Genomic DNA, 17,474 nt, shown 5'->3' on the forward strand with positions numbered 1-17,474 from the left:
CCTGCGAGACATCCCAATTGTCACCGGGTTCGCAACCAGGGCTCCGGCCAGGAAGAATCAGGGTGCGTGCCGCCATGGCGGTGCGGTGGTGAGACGCTGCACGGGGTCGCGTGGAACATGTGGCTTTGGCGCGGCTCGTACGGGGAGGTGGCAGGCAGAGTGGTGGATCAGCTGACGCAGCACGATCCGCGGCGGATCGGGCCGTTCGAGGTGCTGGGACGGCTGGGTGCCGGCGGCATGGGGCTGGTCTATCTCGCGCGTTCGGCGTCCGGCCGGCGCGTGGCGATCAAGACCGTCCGGACGGAGCTGGCCGAGGACCAGCTGTTCCGGGTCCGCTTCACGCGTGAGGTGGAGGCGGCCCGCGCCGTCTCCGGCTTCTACACGGCCGCGGTCGTGGACGCCGACCCGCGCGCCGCCGTGCCGTGGCTGGCCACCGCCTACGTCCCCGCGCCCTCGCTCGAAGAGATAGTGAACGACTGCGGCCCGATGCCGGCCCAGGCGGTGCGCTGGCTGGCCGCGGGCGTGGCCGAGGCGCTCCAGTCCATCCACGGCGCGGGCCTGGTGCACCGCGACCTCAAGCCGTCGAACGTCCTCGTCGTGGAGGACGGGCCCCGGGTGATCGACTTCGGCATCGCGTCGGGCGTCTCGAACACACGTTTGACGATGACGAACGTCGCCGTCGGTACGCCCGCCTACATGTCCCCCGAGCAGGCCAAGGACTCCCGCAGCGTCACCGGCGCCAGCGACGTCTTCTCCCTGGGCTCCATGCTGGTCTTCGCCGCCACCGGCCACCCGCCCTTCCACGGCGCCAACCCGGTCGAGACGGTCTTCATGCTGCTCCGTGAGGGCCCGGACCTCGAAGGACTCCCGGACGAGCTGCGGCCGCTCATCGAGTCCTGTATGCAGATGGACCCGACGGCCCGCCCCAACCCGGCCGACCTCCAGGCCCAGCTGGCCCCCCACCTCTTCGGCTCCGGCTCCGACGACAGCGGCACGGCCTCCGCGTGGCTGCCCGAGCGGGCCGTGGGCCTGATCGAGTCCCGCCGCAACGGCCGCCCGGCCGGCAAGCCCGCCCCCGGCGCCGGCCGCAGCGGCGGCGGACGCCCCGCGCCGGGCCCGGCGCCCATCCCGCCCCCGCCCGCGCACGACCCGGTCGTCCCCTCGCCCGCCCCGGCGCCCGCACCGTCCCCCAAGCTCTCGGCTTCGTTCCAGCAGGGAGGCGCCCCCAGCGGTCCCGACACCGGCCCCGTCCGGCTGGCCGGCGCCAAGGTGCCCATCGGCCCGGGCCCGCGTGTCGCGGACGTACGCGCCGCCGCCGTGCAGGCGCCGGCACCGGAGGCCGCCCTCGCCGCCTCCTGGTCCAAGCCGCGCCCGGGCGTCAACGGCACGGACCCCGCCGTGGGCCCCGCGGTCGCCGCGCCCCCGGCCCCTGCCGCGCCGCCCGAGCAGGCCGGCGGCTGGCGGCCCTGGCGCTTCCGCATGTCCAACGACGTCTGGGGCACGCCCTCGGTCGCCGGCGACCTGGTCTACGTCACGTCCTTCGAGGTGCACGCGCTGGACGTGGCCACCGGCCGCCGGCGCTTCAAGACCCGGGACGTCGCCTGGTCCATGGCGGTCGCGGACGGCCGTATCCACGCCTCCGACGGGCCCACGCTGTTCGCCCTGGACGCCCGGGAGGGCGCCGACCTCTGGCGCCTCCAGACGGACGCCTGGGTGTACACGCTCAAGGCCGACCGCGGCACGGTCGTCACCGGCACCCGCGGCGGCGGTGTCCAGGGCTGGGAGGCCTCCAGCGGCCAGAAGCTGTGGGAGGTCACCGGCTGCCAGTCCGACTTCGAGTCCCCCGAGGCGGGACCGGCCCTGCACGACGGCACGGTGTACGTGTGGCAGGACGCCCGGCTGCGCGCCCTGGACGCCCGCACCGGCGACGAGCGCTGGTCGTACCCGATCGGCGACGCGGCCTCCTGCGGCGGCGTGCCGATCCGGCTCACCCAGGCCACCGACGGCTATGTCTACGTCTGCGCCGGCACCCGCGTCCTCGCCCTGGACGTGGCCGCCGGGCACGTGAAGTGGCACTTCGAGGCCCCGGCCGTGTTCCTCTGCCCGCCCACCTTCGTCCCCGGCCCGGCCGTCACCGGCGGCGGCATCTACCTCGCCGACTATCTCGGCACGGTCTACGCCCTGGACGCCACCGACGGCCGCGACCGCTGGCGCATCGCCACCGAGTCCCGCTCCTGCGTCGACCCCGTGCTGGTCGCCGCCGGCCATGTCCACGTGGGCAGCGGCAAGGGCCTCTACACCCTCGACGCGGTCACCGGCACGCCCAAGTGGCGCTTCCAGGCGGGCGGCGACATCGTAGGCGCGCCCTCGGTCGCCGAGGGCCGTATCCACTTCGGCTCCACCGACCACCTGCTCTACACCCTGAAGGCCGACGACGGCCGGCTCCGCTGGAAACTCGCCACCGGCGGCGAGATCACCGGCTCCCCGGTCGTCCGGGACGGGGTGGTGTACGCGTGCAGCAAGGACCGCTGCGTGTACGCACTGGACGCGGAGAAGGGCACGGGCACGGCACGCACCGCCTGACGCGCACCGCCCGACCCTCCCGGGACGGCCGTCGTCACGGCGTACGGAAGGGGTGCTCCGGACGGCGGCCGCCGCTCGCCGGGGAGCGGCCGTGCACCGCTCCCCTCCACGACGCTACGCCGGGTACGGGCCGGTCGCCACGCCACGGGACGCCCGGCGGCGGGGCGTCAGCCCCGCAGTTCCGTCAGGAAGTCGATCAGCGCCTCGTTCACCTCGGCGGGCCGCTCCTGCTGCGTCCAGTGGCCGCAGCCCGGCAGCACGAGCGGTTTGCGGCGCAGGTCCGGCATCAAGTCCGGCAGCCGCTCGATCAGTTCCGGCGTCCCCGGGAAGGCCGGGACCAGGTCGCGGTCGCCGTACACGTACAGGGCGGGCGCGGTGACGACCGCGCCCTGCCAGGGGGCGGTCAGCTCCCAGTTGCGGTCCAGGTTGCGATACCAGTTGAGCGCGCCGGTGAACCCCGGCGCGAAGCTCTCGGTGAGCACGTCGAGGTCCTGCTCGGTGAGCCACGCGGGCAGCACCTCGGGGTCCGGCGCGTCCGTGAGCCAGCCGCGCTCCAGGTCGACCAGGGCCTGCTCGGGACGCCCGGCGTCCGGCGCGTCACCGGAAGCGGAGTACAGCAGCTTGCGCAGGGTCGTGCGGGCGTCGGCGGCGAACTCGGCGTCCGCGGCCCCCGGCCGGCTGAAGTAGTTCCAGTAGAAGCGGCCCTCGAACCGCTCCTGCATGGTCTGCAGCGGAGGCCGGTCACCGCGGAACGGCGGCGGCACGCTCAGCCCGGCCACCCCGCGCACCACGTCAGGCCGCAGCAGCGCGGTGTGCCAGGCCACCGGCGCGCCCCAGTCGTGCCCGACGACGAACGCCCGCTCCTCGCCCAGCGCGTGGACCAGCCCGACCACGTCCCCCACCAGGTGGAGGATGCTGTACGCGGCCACGTCCTCGGGGCGGTCGCTGCCGCCGTACCCGCGCTGGTCGGGCGCGACCACCCGGAAACCGGCCTCGGCCAGCGGCCCGAACTGGTGCCGCCAGGAGTGCCAGGACTCCGGGAAACCGTGCAGCAGCACCACGAGCGGACCCTCGCCCTGCTCCGCGATGTGCAGTCGTATGCCATTGACGTCGATCATCCGATGCTCAACCACGCCCCGAGCATACGGGTGTAGTGGTAAACGACTTCACTCGCGCAACCGGTACTCCCGCGACCGCCCGGCGAACAACCGGGCCTGCCGCTCACGCGCCGCGTTCCCGAGTGCGATGAGATGCGGGGCCTGTGCGAACCCCTGAGCCCGCCCCGCCTCACACGCCGCCCACAGCGCCCGCACGGTCCCCTGCACGGCCTCGGTCGGATACCCGGCGAGGACGGTGGCGCACGCGGTCGCCGCCGCCAACGCCCCGCCCTCCGGCACGAGTTCCGACACCAGCCCGATCTCGTACGCCCGCCGGGCCGAGATCCGCTCCGCCGTCCCCATCAGCGCCATCCGCGCGACCTCCCCGTAGGGCATGCGCTGTGCCATGAGGACGGACTCGTAGGCGCTGACCATGCCGTACGTGGTGTGCGGGTCGAAGAACGAGGCGGTGGTGTCCGCGACGACGAACTCGGCCTCGCCGAGCAGGTAGAAGGCCCCTCCGCACGCCATGCCGTGCACGGCGGCGACGACCGGTTTCCACAGGTCGTTCGCCTTCGGCCCGATACCCAGCAGCGGATCGTCCTGCGCGTAGGGCGAGTTCGGCTGCGGCACGACGGCGTCCCGGTCGATGCCGGTGCAGAAGGCGCGCTCCCCGGCCCCGGTGAGGACGATCGCCCGCACGGCGTCGTCGAACCGCAACTCGTGCCAGGCGGAAACCAGTTCGTCGGCCATGGCGAGGTCGACGGCATTGAGCCGGCCGGGCCGGTCGAGCGTCACGACGGCGACCCCGCTGTTCCGGTCGGCCCGTACGAGCACCCCGCTCATGACCGCTCCGGGACCCACTGGGGGAGGCCGTCGTGGAAGACGGCCCGCACCCGGGCGCCGATGCGCAGGCGTTCCGGCGGGAAGGAGCCGAGGGACTGCCCGGCCCCGGTGACCAGATTCCCCACCAGCCGGATCCGGGGTGCCTCGTCCAGCTCGACGACGACCACGTTGTACGGCGCCTGCGCGGCGTAGTCGGGCAGCAGCGGCGGATGGGCGACGACGTACGACCAGATCCGGCCCCGGCCGGACACCGGACGCCACTCGCTCGCGAAGGACTGGCAGTGCGGGCAGCAGGGCCGGGGCGGAAAGCGGAGTTCTCCGCAGTCGCCGCAGGCCTGGACGCGGAGTTCGCCCTGGGCGGCGTACTCCCAGAACGGGGCGCCGTCGGCGTCGGGGACGGGACGCAGCATGGGGTGCTCCTCAACTCCTCAGCAGCAGGGCGGAGGTCGGGACCCCTTCGCCCGCGGTGACCAGACAGGCGGAGGCGCCCGGCACCTGCGCGGTACTGGTGCCGCGCAGCTGCTTCACCCCCTCGTTGATGAGGTTGAAGCCGTGCACGTAGGCCTCGGACAGCCCGCCCCCGCCGGTGTTCACCGGCAGCAGCCCCCCGGTCTCCAGCGCCCCGCCCTCGGTGAACGCCCCGCCCTCACCGCGCCCGCAGAAGCCGTAGCCCTCCAGGGAGAGCAGGACCAGGGGCGTGAAGGCGTCGTAGATCTGGGCGACGTCGACGTCCTCGGGGGTCAGGTCGGAGTGTTTCCACAGGTGCCGGGCGGCGCTCCAGGCCGGGCCGGTGAGGGGGTCGTCGTTCCAGTAGTTGACCATGCCGTGGTGCTGGGCGGGGAGCGACTGGGCGGCGGAATGGACGTAGACGGGCCTGCGCCGGCAGTCGCGGGCGCGCTCGGCGGAGACCACCACACACGCCAGCGCCCCGTCCGTCTCCAGGCAGTTGTCGAAGAGGCACAGCGGCTCGCTGATCCAGCGGGAGCTCATGTACATCTCGCGGGTCAGGGGCCGGTCGTACATGATCGCGGCGGGGTTCTGGTTGGCCCGGTTGCGGCAGGCCAGGGCGACGTTGAACAGGTGGTCGCGGGTGGCGCCGTACTCGTGCAGGTAGCGGCGGGTGAGCATCGCGATCTCGTCGGCCGGCCTCAGCAGCCCGAACGGCCGGGTCCACTGGGCCGGGGTCGGGAGCTGGACGGTGGTGTTCGTCCAGGGCCGGGGCCCGCTGCCCCGCTTGCGGGACCGCCAGGCCACCCCGACGCTCGCCTGTCCGGCCGTGATGGCCGCGGCGAGATGGGCGACGGTGGCGCACGAACCCCCGCCCCCGAAGCCGACCTTGCTGAAGAAGGTGAGGTCGCCGAAGCCGCAGGCCTTCCCCAGCTCCACCTCGTCGGTCTCCTCCATGGTGTAGGAGGCGAGGGCGTCGACCTCGCCGGGCGCGATCCCCGCGTCGTCGAGGGCGACCAGGACGGCCCGGCAGGCGAGGCTGCGTTCGTCCTCGGGGAGCCGTTTGGCGAAGGGCGTCTGGCCTATGCCGACGATGGCGGTGGCGTCCTTGAGGGCTCCCGATCCTGCTGCCATGCTGCGCGCACCTCCGGGCCCGAACGGTCGCTGACAGGCCGTCAGATTACAGATAATCTGACGGGTAGTCAGCTCCTACGTCACCGGGAGGCGCGCTGTGCGAGCGGATACGGCAGGGGGAAGCGTTCCGGACCTGGTCAGGGCGGCGGCCGAGCGGTACGCGGACATCGAGGCGGTCGTCGAGGGCCGGACCCGCGTCACCTACGCGGAACTGGGCGCACGCGTCGAGCGCGCGGCGGCGGCCTGCATGGCGACCGGGGTCGAACCGGGCGACCGGGTCGGCATCTGGGCCCCGAACACGCTCGACTGGATCGTCGCAGCCCTGGGAGCGGTCTCCGCGGGCGCGGTGCTCGTGCCGTTGAACACCCGGTTCAAGGGCGCCGAGGCGGCGGACGTACTGCGCCGCAGCGGCACCCGGCTGCTGTTCGTCACCGGCACGTTCCTCGGCGCCTCGTACGTGGCGTCCCTGCGCCGGGCGGCGGGAGACGGCCCGGGCACCGGCCCCCTGCCCGGCCTGCCGGAGCTGCGGCACGCGGTCGTCCTCTCGGACGACGCCCCGGCCGGCTTTTCGACCTGGAAGGACTTCCTGGCGAGCGGGGAGGGGACGGGGGCGGCGGACGTCCGCGACAGGTCTGCGGCCGTGCGGGGGACCTGGCCCTCGGACATCATCTTCACCTCGGGCACGACGGGCCGCCCCAAGGGCGCCGTCATCACCCACGAGCAGACACTGCGGGCGTACGGCATCTGGAGCGACCTGGCGGGCCTCACCCGGGGCGACCGCTACCTGATCGTCAACCCCTTCTTCCACACCTTCGGCTACAAGGCCGGGGTGATCGCCTGCCTCATGCGGGGCGCGACGATGATCCCCCAGCCCGTGTTCAATGTGACCACGGTCCTCGCCAACATCGCCGCCGAGCGGATCTCCGTACTCCCCGGCCCCCCGACCCTCCTCCAGTCCCTCCTGGACCACCCCGCGCGGGACGCCCACGACCTGACGGCCCTGCGCCTGGTCGTGACGGGAGCGGCGGTCGTGCCGCTGCGCCTGGTGGAGCGGCTGCGCACCGAACTCGGCATCGGCACGGTCCTCACCGCCTACGGCCTCTCCGAGGCGAGCGGTGTCGTCACGATGTGCCGGCGCGGCGACGACCCGACGGTGATCGCGTCCACGTCGGGCCGGGCCATCCCCGGCACGGAGGTACGGGTCGTCGACCCCGAGGGCCGGCCCCTGGCACCCGGCCTGCCCGGCGAGGTCCTGGTGCGCGGCTTCCACGTCATGAGCGGCTACTACGAGGACGAGCGGGCCACCGCCGAGGTGCTGTCCCAGGACGGCTGGCTGCGCACCGGCGACATCGGCGTCCTGGACGCCGCGGGCAACCTGCGCATCACCGACCGCCTCAAGGACATGTTCATCGTCGGCGGCTTCAACGCCTACCCCGCCGAGATAGAACAGCTCCTGGGCCTCCATCCGGACGTGGCGGACGTGGCGGTGATCGGCGTACCGGACGCCCGGCTCGGGGAGGTCGGCAGGGCCTACGTCGTACGGCGCCCCGGCGCCCTGCTGACCGCCGACGACCTGATCGCCTGGTCCCGCAGGGAGATGGCGAACTACAAGGTCCCCAGAAGCGTCCGGTTCGTCGCGGAACTGCCGCGCAACGCGAGCGGGAAGGTCGTGAAGGGCGCCCTGCGGGATCCGGTCACCGGCTGACCGGCAGGGCCGGGGTGCCGGTGACGGACATCATCAGGGAGTACAGGGTGGTGTCGGCCGCGATGAACAGGCGGTTGCGCCGGGCGCCGCCGAAGCGGACGTTGGCGACCGTGCCGGGCACCAGGATGCGGCCGATCAGCGTGCCGTCGGGGTCGTAGCAGTGCACGCCCCCGGCCATCGCCGCGGCCCAGAGCCGCCCCCGGTCGTCGAACCGGATGTTGTCGAAATTGCCGTTGCCGCACGTGGCGAAGACATCTCCGCCGGTCAGGCTGCTGCCGTCCTCGCCGACGCCGAAGACGCGGATGTGGTTGGCGACGCTGTCCGACACGTACAACTGCCGCTCGTCCGGCGAGAAGACCAGCCCGTTGGGCCCCTGGAACCCGTCGGCGGCCAGCCGGACCTCGCCGCTCGTGGGGTCGAGGCGGTAGACGTTGCGGGCGCCGATCTCGCTCTCGGCGCGATGCCCCTCGTAGTCGGTGGCGATCCCGAACTCGGGGTCGGAGAACCAGATCGACCCGTCCGACTTCACGACGGCGTCGTTCGGGCTGTTGAGCCGCTTGCCCCGGAACCGCTCGGCGAGCACGGTGACCGAGCCGTCGTGCTCGGTCCGGGTCACCCGCCGGTTGCCCTGCTCGCAGGTGATCAGGCGGCCCTGGCCGTCCAGGGTGCTGCCGTTCGGGTAGCCGGCGGGGGAGCGGAACACCCCGACGGCCCCGGTGGTCTCGTCCCACCGCAGCAGCCGGTCGTTCGGGATGTCGCTCCACACGAGGTACCGCCCGGCGGGCACGTACACCGGCCCCTCGGCCCACCGGCACCCCTCGTACAGCGTCTCCAGCCGCGAGTCCCCCGCCTGACACCTGCCGGTCCGGAACCGCTCGTCGAGGGTCTCGTAGAGGTGGGGCTGCTCGCCGGGCATGGGGGCCGCCTTCCGGCTCGGAGGGTGATCTGCGCGGACCCACTATCGCGCGGGCCGGCCGACGGCGCACTACGCCGGGCCGATCACACCCAGGGTCGGTATGGTAAGCGGTATGGCAACGAAGAAGTACACCGTGACGCTGCCGGAGGAGCTCGCCGAGGAGATCCGGCAGGAGGTCGGGTCCGGTGGCTTCAGCTCCTATGTGACACGGGCCATAGAGCGTCAGCGGGAGCTGGACAGGCTCGGGGAACTGGTGGCCCGGCTGGAGCACGAGCACGGCCCTGTCACCGACGACGAGCTCGCGTCGGCCGAGGCCGAGCGCAGGGAGTTCGAGCGTCATTTCACCGAGCAGGGCACGGTGGCCGGCGAGCGGGACCGGAGGGCGGGCTAGTGGTGCCGTCCTGCTACGTGCTGGACTGCGAGGCGTTGTCCCGGACCGTCCTGGGGGACCGGGTGATGCTCGCCCGGCTCAAGGACGCGCACCGTTCCGGCATCCGCGTCGTGACCAGCTCGATGACGCTGATCGAGGCCTGCCACGGCCGGGTGAGGCGCGAAGCCTGGGCTTGGGCGATGTCGCGTGTCGTGGTGGAACCCGTGACGCGGGAGGTCGCCGACGCCGCTGTCTCCCTGCTCCAGGAAACGGGCCTGCACGGCCACAGGTACGCGATCGACGCGGCCCTGGCCGTGATCGCGGGCCGGCAGCCCGCAGGCGCGGTGCTCTTCACGTCCGACGAGGACGACATGGGGAAACTGTGCGGGCCGGGCGTGCGGGTCGTTCCGCTCTGATGCGACGCCGATGCCCGCGGACACACCTCGGCCGCGACGGCTCCCCCTCCGCGCCGTCGCGGCCGAACCCCGTGTAACGGTGGCTTACTTCGTCGGCTTGAACGGCTCCGACGTGGCGTGCAGGTCCTTCGTCTCCAGCGGCTCGCCGGTGGCGTGCAGGTCCTGCTTCTTGACGGCGCCCTCGTCCGTGGCGTGCGGGTCCTTGGTCTCCAGCGGCTCGTCCGTGGCGTGCAGGTCCTGCGGCTTGAGCTCGTCGCCCATGATCGTCAACTCCCCTTGGCGTGGAACAGGCAGTGAGGTCGGCGGGCCCGCCCGGTCACTCCCCCGAGGGTGGCCGGGCAGGCCCGCCCGGGCCGCTCGCCCCGAAACCGGAGCGAGGCCCGTGCGGTGACCCGTCTGCCCCCCGACGCGACGGATCGACTGCGTCCATCATGGCGTGGGGGGATAAACGAATGATGAACGCCTCGGCGGAGCCTCAGGCCGCCTGCACCGGGGACAGCAGCGCACGCACCTCGGCGGCCTCGGGCGAGCCCAGCTCCTCGTAGATGCCGGCCGCTTCCTGCCAGCACACCTGGGCCCGGCCGGTCTGGCCGATGCCGCTGAGCGCGCGCCCCAGGACCGTGAGGACGTTGCCCCGCCGCCACTCCCCGCCGATCCCGCGCAGCACGGTGAGCGCCATCTCGGCGTTGGCGGCCGCCCGTGCCGCGCGCCGGGCGGCGAGATCCACCTCGGCCAGCCGGAACAGGCTCATGCCCTCCCAGAGGCGCTGCCTGCTGTCGCGGAACACCTCCAGGGCCTCCTGGAGCCGGGCGGCCGCGTTGCCCAGTTCGCCGCTCTGGGTGAGAGCGAGCCCGAGGGCGTAGCGGGCGTTCGCCCCGCGCATCGAGTTGCCCATGCCGTCGTAGATGTCGATGCCCTCCTGGGCCAGCGCGACCGCGCTCTGGGTCCGCCCGGTCGCCAGGTGGATCCGGGAGAGGTTGCACAGGGCGGCGGCCTCGCCCGGGCGGTCGCCCAGGGCCCGGAAGTGCTCGATGGCCCGGGAGAGGTGCTCCTCGCCGTCCGTGTGCCGGTTCTGGTAGAGCGCGATGATGCCGCGGGCGTTGCGCGCCCAGCAGACGGGGAGCAGGTCGTCGGACTCCTGCGCGAGGCGGATGGCCCGTTCCGCCTCCTCCTCGGCCCGTTCGAAACGGCCGCCCACGTGGTGGACGTTGACGAGCGTCATCAGCGCTCGTGCCTCCGCCCGCCCGAGGCCGTGCGAGCGGGCCGCGCGGACCAGCGCCTCGGCCGTCGCCTCGTACTCCTTGGAGTTGGCCCCCGACTCGGAGAGGTCGTGCGCGGCCCACAGCATGTCGATCGCCCGGGGGAGGGTCTCCGGCCGCCCCGCGGACTGCCGTACGCAGGCGAGGAGGCAGATGGCCTCCGCGTACAGCCAGTCCTGCGCGGCGTGCCGGTCGTCGAACCGCAGCCCCGGGTACGTCGTGGGCTCCAGATGATCCACCAGCCGGTCCCCCGGCCGCTCGATCGCGTACACGCCCGCCGCCGACGCCAGGTAGAAGTCCAGCAGCCGGGACAGTGCCGATCCCCGCTCGCTCGGGGGCAGTTCGTCCCGTTCGGCGCAGGCACGCGCGTAGAGCCGGACCAGGTCGTGGAAGCGGTAGCGGCCGGCGGCGGCCGATTCGAGGAGGGAGGTGTCCACGAGGGACTCCAGCAGGTCCTCCGTGTCCTCGACCGGCAGGTCCAGGACCGCCGCCGCTGCGGCGAGAGAGATGTCCGGGCCGTCCGCGAGGCCCAGCAGGCGGAACGCGCGGGCCTGCGCGGGTTCCAGCTGGCCGTAGCCGAGCTCGAAGGTGGCCTTGACGGCCAGGTCGCCGGCCTGGAGTTCGTCCAGGCGGCGGCGCTCGTCGGCGAGCTTCGCCGCGAGGACGGACACCGTCCAGGTGCGGCGGGCCGCCAGCCGGGACGCCGCGATGCGGATGGCCAGCGGCAGGAAGCCGCAGGCCGCCACGACGTCCAGGGCGGCTTTCCGCTCGGACGCCACCCGCTCCTCGCCCACGATCTTCGTGAACAGCGCCAGCGCCTCGTCCGGGGACATCACGTCCAGGTCGATCAGGTGGGCGCCCGCCAAATCCACCATCCGCGTGCGGGAGGTGACCAGCGCGGCGCAGCCGTCCGTGCCGGGCAGCAGGGGGCGTACCTGGGCGGCGTCCCGGGCGTTGTCCAGCAGGACCAGCACCCGGCGCCCGGCCAGGACCGAGCGGTAGAGGGCCGCGCGCTCCTCCAGGGAGTCGGGGATCGCCGAGTCGGCCGTGCCGAGGGCGCGCAGGAAGGAGCCCAGGACCGTCTCCGGCTCCGCCGCCCGGGCGCCCGCGCCCTGCAGGTCGACGTAGAGCTGCCCGTCCGGGAACGCCGTGCGTGCCTGGTGGGCCACGTGCACCGCGAGGGTCGTCTTGCCGACGCCGCCGATCCCGGCCAGGGCCGAGACGGCCATGACCCGGCCCTCGGCGGAGGCGAGGATGTCGCCGAGTTCGCGGACGAACGCCGAGCGGCCGGTGAAGTCCGGGACGGTGGCGGGCAGTTGTGCGGGGCGCACCGGGACCGCGGCCGGCTCGGGGGCCGGGGAGGAGGGCTCCGCCAGCGACGGGTCCGCCTGGAGGATCCGCTGCTGCAACTCGCTCAGGCCGGGGCGCGGGTCCACGCCGAGTTCGTCGGCGAGCAGACGCCGGGTGTCGGCGTACACGGCCAGTGCCTCGGCCTGGCGGCCGCTGCGGTAGAGCGCCAGCATCAGGAGCTCGCGGAGCCGCTCGCGCAGCGGGTGGGCCGCGGTGAGGGCCGTGAGTTCGGAGACGGCCTCGGCGTGGCAGCCCTGCTCCAGGTCCATGTCCAGGCGGGATTCGAGGAGTTGCAGCCGCCACTCCTCCAGTCGCACCCGCTGGGCCTCCGCGTAGGGGCCGGGCACTCCCGCCAGGGTCTCCCCGTCCCACAGCGCGAGGGCGCGGCGCAGGGTCTCGCGGGCGCGGCAGAGGTCGCCGGCGGAGCGGGCCTTCTCCGCCTCGGTAGCCAGGTCCTGCGCGACGGCGAGGTCCAGGGCGCCCTCGGTGAGACCGCGGACCGCGTAGCCGCCGGACTCGCTGACCAGGACGGCGGTGGTGCCGCCCGGCCGGCGCCCATCGCTGCCCTGGTTCAGCACCTTGCGCAGGCGGGAGGCGTACGTCCGTACCGCCGCCAGTGCCTGCGAGGGCGATTCGTCGCCCCACAGGGCGTCGATCAGCTCCGCCGCCGTGGCCGTCCGGCCCTCGCGCAGCAGCAGGGCGGCGAGCAGGGCGCGTTGCTGGGGGGATCCGGTGGCGACCGGCTCGTCACCGCGCCAGGCACGCACGGGGCCGAGCACAGTGAAGCGCAGGCTCACAGACCCGGCCGGCCCCTCCGGGCCGGCCGTCGCCCTCGCGGCCGGCTCCGGCGATGCCGGCGTCGAGTCGGAGTCGAAACGCCGCTGCTCCGGTACGCGCGGCACACCGTTCGGTACACCGTCCATGCAGTCCCCCTAGACATCCTGAGCAACCACGCCAGTTTGCCTTGTTGACGGTGGATACGTCAGCCGTGGGAGACACCGATCACAGGGCGGCGCACGGGAGTCCACGAGTTCTGCACACTCTCTCCGCGCACACCAGGCCAGGCCGAGTGGATCACGCCATCACGTCCGGAAGCAGCCCATGTCCGCGTAGCTGACGCACCGTCAGATCAGCGCTACCGTGAGCGCCATGGACACCCACGACAGCACATTTCCGCTGATCATCTCCGTGGACGACCACACTGTGGAGCCCGCGGGCGTCTGGCAGGACCGGCTTCCGGGGAAGTACCGGGGTGTCGGACCACGGATCGTCCGGGCCCCGGTGAAGGAGATGACGTTCCTCGGGGGCCGTTTCAAGCCGGTCATGGGGCAGCCCGGGGACGACGGGCCCGTCGGGGACTGGTGGGTCTACGAGGAGCTGCGGCGGCCCCTGACCCGGCTCGACACGGCCGTCGGGTACGGCAGGGACGAGATCCGGCTGGAGGTCATCACCTACGAGCAGATGCGGCCCGGGTCCTACGACGTCACCGAGCGGCTCGCCGACATGGACGTCAACCACGTCCAGTCCGCCCTGTGTTTCCCGACGTTCCCGCGCTTTTGCGGCCAGACCTTCACCGAGGCGAAGGACCACGAGCTGGGCCTGCTCTGCGTACGGGCCTACAACGACTGGATGGTGGAGGAGTGGTGCGGACCGGACGCGCAGGGGCGGCTCATCCCCCTGCCCATCGTCCCGCTGTGGGACGCCGGGCTGGCGGCCGCCGAGGTCCGGCGCAACGCCGCCCGCGGGGTCCGTGCCGTCGCCTTCTCCGAGATACCGCCGTTCCTCGGACTGCCCTCCATCCACACCGACGGCTGGGACCCGTTCCTCCAGGCCTGCGACGAGACCGGCACCGTCATCGCCATGCACATCGGCTCCAGCAGCCGCATGCCGTCCACCTCCCCCGACGCCCCGCCCGCCGTCGGCTCCACCATCACCTACGCCAACTGCTGCTTCTCCATGGTCGACTGGCTGATGAGCGGCAAGTTCGAGCAGTTCCCGAACCTCAAAGTCATGTACGCCGAGGGGCAGATCGGGTGGATCCCCTACATCCTGGAGCGGGCCGACGTGGTGTGGGAGGAGAACCGCGGCTGGGGCGGAGTCGCCGACAAGGTGCACCGGCCACCGTCCGAACTCTTCGCCGAGCACGTCTACGGATGCTTCTTCGACGACGCCTTCGGCCTGCGCAACCTCGACTCCATCGGCGTCGGCAACGTCCTCTACGAGACCGACTACCCGCACTCCGACTCCACCTGGCCCAAGTCCCGCGAAGTCGGCGAGGCGCAGATGGGGCACCTGGAGGAAGACGTGGTCGAGCGGATCGTGCGCGGCAACGCCATCGAGCTGCTCGGGCTGACGGAGGAAGGGCTGTGGCCGGGCGGCGGCGGTGGTGCGCGGTGAGCCTCCGGTACGGGATGCAGCTCCCCGTCCAGTCGCAGAGCACCCTCTACGCCGAGGCGTGGGAGGCGGAGGCCGGACCGGACGACCTGCTGGAGATCGCCCGCGCCGCCGACTGGGCCGGATTCGACTACCTGGCCAGTTGTGATCACGTCGGCATCCCCCGCCGGCTGGCCGCAGCGATGAGCACCGTCTGGTACGACCCCGTCGCCACCCTCGCCTTCCTCGCCGCCGCCACCGAACGGGTCCGGCTGCTCAGCCACGTCGCGATCGTCGGGCTGCGCCACCCCCTGCTCACCGCCAAGCAGTACGCCACCCTCGACCACCTCAGCGGAGGCCGGCTGGTCCTCGGGGTCGGCGCCGGGCACGTCCAGGAGGAGTTCGAGGCACTGGGCGTCGACTTCCACGGCCGCGGGGCCGTGCTGGACGAGTGCCTCGACGCCCTGCGCGCCGCCCTGGGCCCCGACGAGTTCCCCGAGCACCACGGCAAGCTGTACGACTTCGCCGGGCTCGGCCAGCGGCCCCGGCCGGCGCAGGACCGGGTCCCCGTCTGGGTCGGTGGCAGTTCCCCCGCCGCCGTACGCCGGGCCGCGCTCAAGGGCGACGGGTGGCTGCCGCAGGGGGATCCGAGGGACCGGCTGCCCGGGCAGGTCGCCCGGATCAGGGAACTGCGTGAGCAGGCCGGGGTGCGGGGCGCGTTCACCGTGGGTGCCATCGCCGAGCCGCTGTACGTCGGCACGCCCCGGTGGGAGGTGGGGCGCCGCACCCTCACCGGCGGGCCGCGGGAGCTCGCCGAGTCGCTGCGGGCCTACCGGGCGATGGGTGTGCACCAGATCCAGGTGCGGTTCCGCAGCCGGAGCCGCAGCGAACTCACCGACCAGATCGCGGCGTTCGGCGCCGAGGTCGCCCCTGAGCTGTGAGGAGACCCCATGGGCAAGCTCGACGGACGGGTCGTCATCGTCACCGGCGCCGCACGCGGCCAGGGCGAGCAGGAGGCCCGGCTGTTCGCGGCCGAGGGGGCCCGGGTGGTCCTCACGGACGTGCTCGACGACCAGGGCGAGGCCCTCGCGAAGGAGATCGGCGCGCGGTACGTCCATCTGGACGTGGGGCGGGAGGACGACTGGCAGGCCGCCGTCACGGCCACCAAGGAGGCGTACGGCCACGTCGACGGGCTCGTCAACAACGCCGGCATCCTGCGCTTCAACTCCCTCCTCGACACACCCCTCGACGAGTTCATGCAGGTCGTGCAGGTCAACCAGGTGGGCTGCTTTCTCGGCATGAAGACGGTCGCCCCGGAGATGGCCGACGAGGGCACGATCGTCAACACCGCCTCCTACACAGGCCTGACCGGCATGGCCGCGGTGGGCGCATATGCGGCGACCAAGCACGCCGTGGTGGGTCTGACCCGGGTCGCCGCCCTGGAACTGGCCGGGCGGGGCATCCGCGTCAACGCCGTCTGCCCGGGGGCGATCGACACGGCGATGTCCAACCCGGCCCTGCTCGACCCGGACGCCGACCCGGAGGAGACGGCGCGCGGCCTCGACCGGCTGTACCGCGGGCTCGTGCCACTGGGCAGGGTCGGGCGGCCGGAGGAGGTGGCCCGGCTCGCGCTGTTCCTGACCTCGGAGGACTCGTCGTACATCACGGGCCAGCCGTTCGTGATCGACGGCGGGTGGCTGGCGGGCGTCAGCGTCATTTGAACGCTGTAGCTGACGAAGCGTCAGCTATTGACGGCTCCGGAGGCCGGTGGAACAGTCGGAGCCATAAATCTGACGGTTCGTCAGAACTGACCGTGGGGCGGTGAACCTCCTTGGAATTCGGCATCTTCGTTCAGGGATACGTCGGCAAACGGGCCGAGACCGACCCGCTCGCCGAGCACAAGGCGCTGATGGAGGAGACCGAGTACGTCATCCAGGCCGACAAGTCCGGCTTCAAGTACGCCTGGGCTTCCGAGCACCACTTCCTGGACGAGTACTCGCACCTGTCCGCCAACGACGTCTTCCTCGGGTACCTGGCGCACGCGACCGAGCGGATCCATCTCGGCTCGGGGATCTTCAACCCGCTCGCCCCGGTCAACCACCCGGTGAAGGTCGCCGAGAAGGTCGCCATGCTCGACCATCTCAGCGGCAACCGCTTCGAGTTCGGCAGCGGGCGGGGCGCCGGATCGCACGAGATCCTCGGGTTCATGCCCGGGATCACCGACATGAACCACACCAAGGAACTCTGGGAGGAGACCATCGCCGAGTTCCCCAGGATGTGGCTCCAGGACGAGTACCAGGGCTTCCAGGGCAAGCACTGGTCGCTGCCGCCGCGCAAGGTCCTGCCCAAGCCGTACGGCGGCTCGCACCCGGCCATGTGGTACGCGGCCGGGTCGCCCCCGTCGTACGCCATGGCCGCCAAGAAGGGGCTCGGCGTGCTCGGCTTCAGCGTGCAGAAGGTCTCCGACATGGAGTGGGTGCTGGAGCAGTACAAGACGGCGATCGTGGACGCGGAGCCGGTCGGGGCGTTCGTCAACGACAACGTGATGGTGACGACCACGGCGATCTGCGCGCCGACCCATGCGGAGGCCGTGCGGATCGCCGCGAGCGGTGGGCTGCACTACCTGCCCTCGCTGGTGTTCCGGTACCACGACACCTTCCCGCGGCCCGAGGGGTTCCCGGTGTGGCCACAGACGCTGCCGGAGTACACCGAGGAGTTCGTGGAGGCGCTGATCGAGGAGGAGTTGCTGATCTGCGGGGATCCGGACGAGGTGCTGCGGCAGTGCAAGCGGTGGGAGCAGGCCGGGGCGGATCAGCTGAGTTTCGGGTTGCCGGTGGGGGTGCCGAAGGAGGAGACGCTGCAGACGATCCGGCTGGTCGGGGAGTACGTGATTCCCAGGATCGATACGGATCCCGTTCATCGGACTTCGCGGTTCCGGAGTGCCGCTTGATCGCCTCGGCGGGTGCGGCGTTCGTTGT

At 72.6% G+C, this 17,474-nt stretch carries 15 protein-coding genes; 8 read left to right on the forward strand and 7 right to left on the reverse strand.

What is annotated here, in order from left to right; genetic code table 11:
• Positions 1–159: 159 nt before the first annotated feature.
• On the forward strand, positions 160–2,583 hold the full coding sequence (gene afsK / locus OO68_RS32845; protein WP_033312857.1) for a protein serine/threonine kinase AfsK: 2,424 nt from the start codon (positions 160–162) through the stop codon (positions 2,581–2,583).
• Positions 2,584–2,750: 167 nt separating this feature from the next.
• Here the strand turns inward: afsK and OO68_RS32850 are convergent, their stop codons facing one another.
• From OO68_RS32850 to OO68_RS32865, 4 genes are read right to left on the reverse strand one after another with little or no spacing between them, the layout of a single operon-like run.
• On the reverse strand, positions 2,751–3,701 hold the full coding sequence (locus OO68_RS32850) for an alpha/beta fold hydrolase (protein ID WP_033312858.1): 951 nt from the start codon (positions 3,699–3,701) through the stop codon (positions 2,751–2,753).
• Positions 3,702–3,749: 48 nt separating this feature from the next.
• A complete protein-coding gene (locus tag OO68_RS32855) occupies positions 3,750–4,526 on the reverse strand; it encodes an enoyl-CoA hydratase/isomerase family protein (RefSeq protein ID WP_033312859.1) in 777 nt (258 codons plus the stop codon).
• The gene (locus OO68_RS32860) at positions 4,523–4,936 is read right to left on the reverse strand and encodes a Zn-ribbon domain-containing OB-fold protein (RefSeq protein WP_033312860.1); all 414 of its coding nucleotides are present in this window, start codon (positions 4,934–4,936) and stop codon (positions 4,523–4,525) included. The genes OO68_RS32855 and OO68_RS32860 overlap by 4 nt, the downstream gene beginning before the upstream one ends.
• A gap of 10 nt (positions 4,937–4,946) precedes the next feature.
• Positions 4,947–6,107, reverse strand: a complete 1,161-nt coding sequence (locus tag OO68_RS32865; RefSeq protein ID WP_033312861.1) for a lipid-transfer protein — start codon at positions 6,105–6,107, stop codon at positions 4,947–4,949.
• 97 nt (positions 6,108–6,204) lie between these two features.
• Here OO68_RS32865 and OO68_RS32870 point away from each other — a divergent pair, with 97 nt between their 5' ends.
• Positions 6,205–7,812, forward strand: coding sequence for a FadD3 family acyl-CoA ligase (locus OO68_RS32870; RefSeq protein ID WP_033312862.1), 1,608 nt, complete (start codon positions 6,205–6,207; stop codon positions 7,810–7,812).
• On the opposite strand, the gene OO68_RS32875 is transcribed toward OO68_RS32870, so the two are convergent.
• The gene (locus OO68_RS32875; RefSeq protein ID WP_033312863.1) at positions 7,802–8,728 is read right to left on the reverse strand and encodes an SMP-30/gluconolactonase/LRE family protein; all 927 of its coding nucleotides are present in this window, start codon (positions 8,726–8,728) and stop codon (positions 7,802–7,804) included. The genes OO68_RS32870 and OO68_RS32875 overlap by 11 nt on opposite strands.
• A 112-nt stretch (positions 8,729–8,840) precedes the next feature.
• On the opposite strand from OO68_RS32875, the gene OO68_RS32880 reads away from it, so the two are divergent.
• Positions 8,841–9,119: a hypothetical protein gene (locus tag OO68_RS32880; protein WP_033312864.1), complete on the forward strand. Its 279-nt coding sequence runs from the start codon at positions 8,841–8,843 to the stop codon at positions 9,117–9,119.
• 65 nt (positions 9,120–9,184) lie between these two features.
• On the forward strand, positions 9,185–9,514 hold the full coding sequence (locus tag OO68_RS32885; RefSeq protein WP_403551771.1) for a hypothetical protein: 330 nt from the start codon (positions 9,185–9,187) through the stop codon (positions 9,512–9,514).
• A gap of 84 nt (positions 9,515–9,598) precedes the next feature.
• On the opposite strand, the gene OO68_RS47005 is transcribed toward OO68_RS32885, so the two are convergent.
• Together OO68_RS47005 and afsR are read right to left on the reverse strand one after the other, a co-directional pair.
• Positions 9,599–9,775, reverse strand: a complete 177-nt coding sequence (locus OO68_RS47005) for a hypothetical protein (RefSeq protein ID WP_167345936.1) — start codon at positions 9,773–9,775, stop codon at positions 9,599–9,601.
• 214 nt (positions 9,776–9,989) lie between these two features.
• Positions 9,990–13,046: an SARP-family global regulator AfsR gene (afsR, locus tag OO68_RS32890; protein WP_033312865.1), complete on the reverse strand. Its 3,057-nt coding sequence runs from the start codon at positions 13,044–13,046 to the stop codon at positions 9,990–9,992.
• Positions 13,047–13,272: 226 nt separating this feature from the next.
• Here afsR and OO68_RS32895 point away from each other — a divergent pair, with 226 nt between their 5' ends.
• The 4 genes from OO68_RS32895 to OO68_RS32910 all read left to right on the forward strand — a co-directional run bounded on the left by OO68_RS32895 (position 13,273) and on the right by OO68_RS32910 (position 17,446).
• Positions 13,273–14,520, forward strand: coding sequence for an amidohydrolase family protein (locus OO68_RS32895; protein ID WP_033312866.1), 1,248 nt, complete (start codon positions 13,273–13,275; stop codon positions 14,518–14,520).
• 14 nt (positions 14,521–14,534) lie between these two features.
• Entirely contained in the window at positions 14,535–15,437 is a 903-nt protein-coding gene (locus OO68_RS32900; RefSeq protein ID WP_033312919.1) for a TIGR03619 family F420-dependent LLM class oxidoreductase, read from the forward strand.
• A 9-nt stretch (positions 15,438–15,446) separates the two neighbouring features.
• Positions 15,447–16,217 (forward strand): SDR family NAD(P)-dependent oxidoreductase, encoded by a 771-nt coding sequence (locus OO68_RS32905; protein ID WP_033312867.1) that lies wholly within the window; start codon positions 15,447–15,449, stop codon positions 16,215–16,217.
• Between the two features lie 110 nt (positions 16,218–16,327).
• A complete protein-coding gene (locus OO68_RS32910) occupies positions 16,328–17,446 on the forward strand; it encodes an LLM class flavin-dependent oxidoreductase (protein WP_033312868.1) in 1,119 nt (372 codons plus the stop codon).
• The last annotated feature ends 28 nt before the right edge of the window (positions 17,447–17,474 follow it).

The sequence above is a fragment of the Streptomyces iakyrus genome (genome assembly GCF_000717055.1).
Lineage (GTDB): Bacteria > Actinomycetota > Actinomycetes > Streptomycetales > Streptomycetaceae > Streptomyces > Streptomyces iakyrus.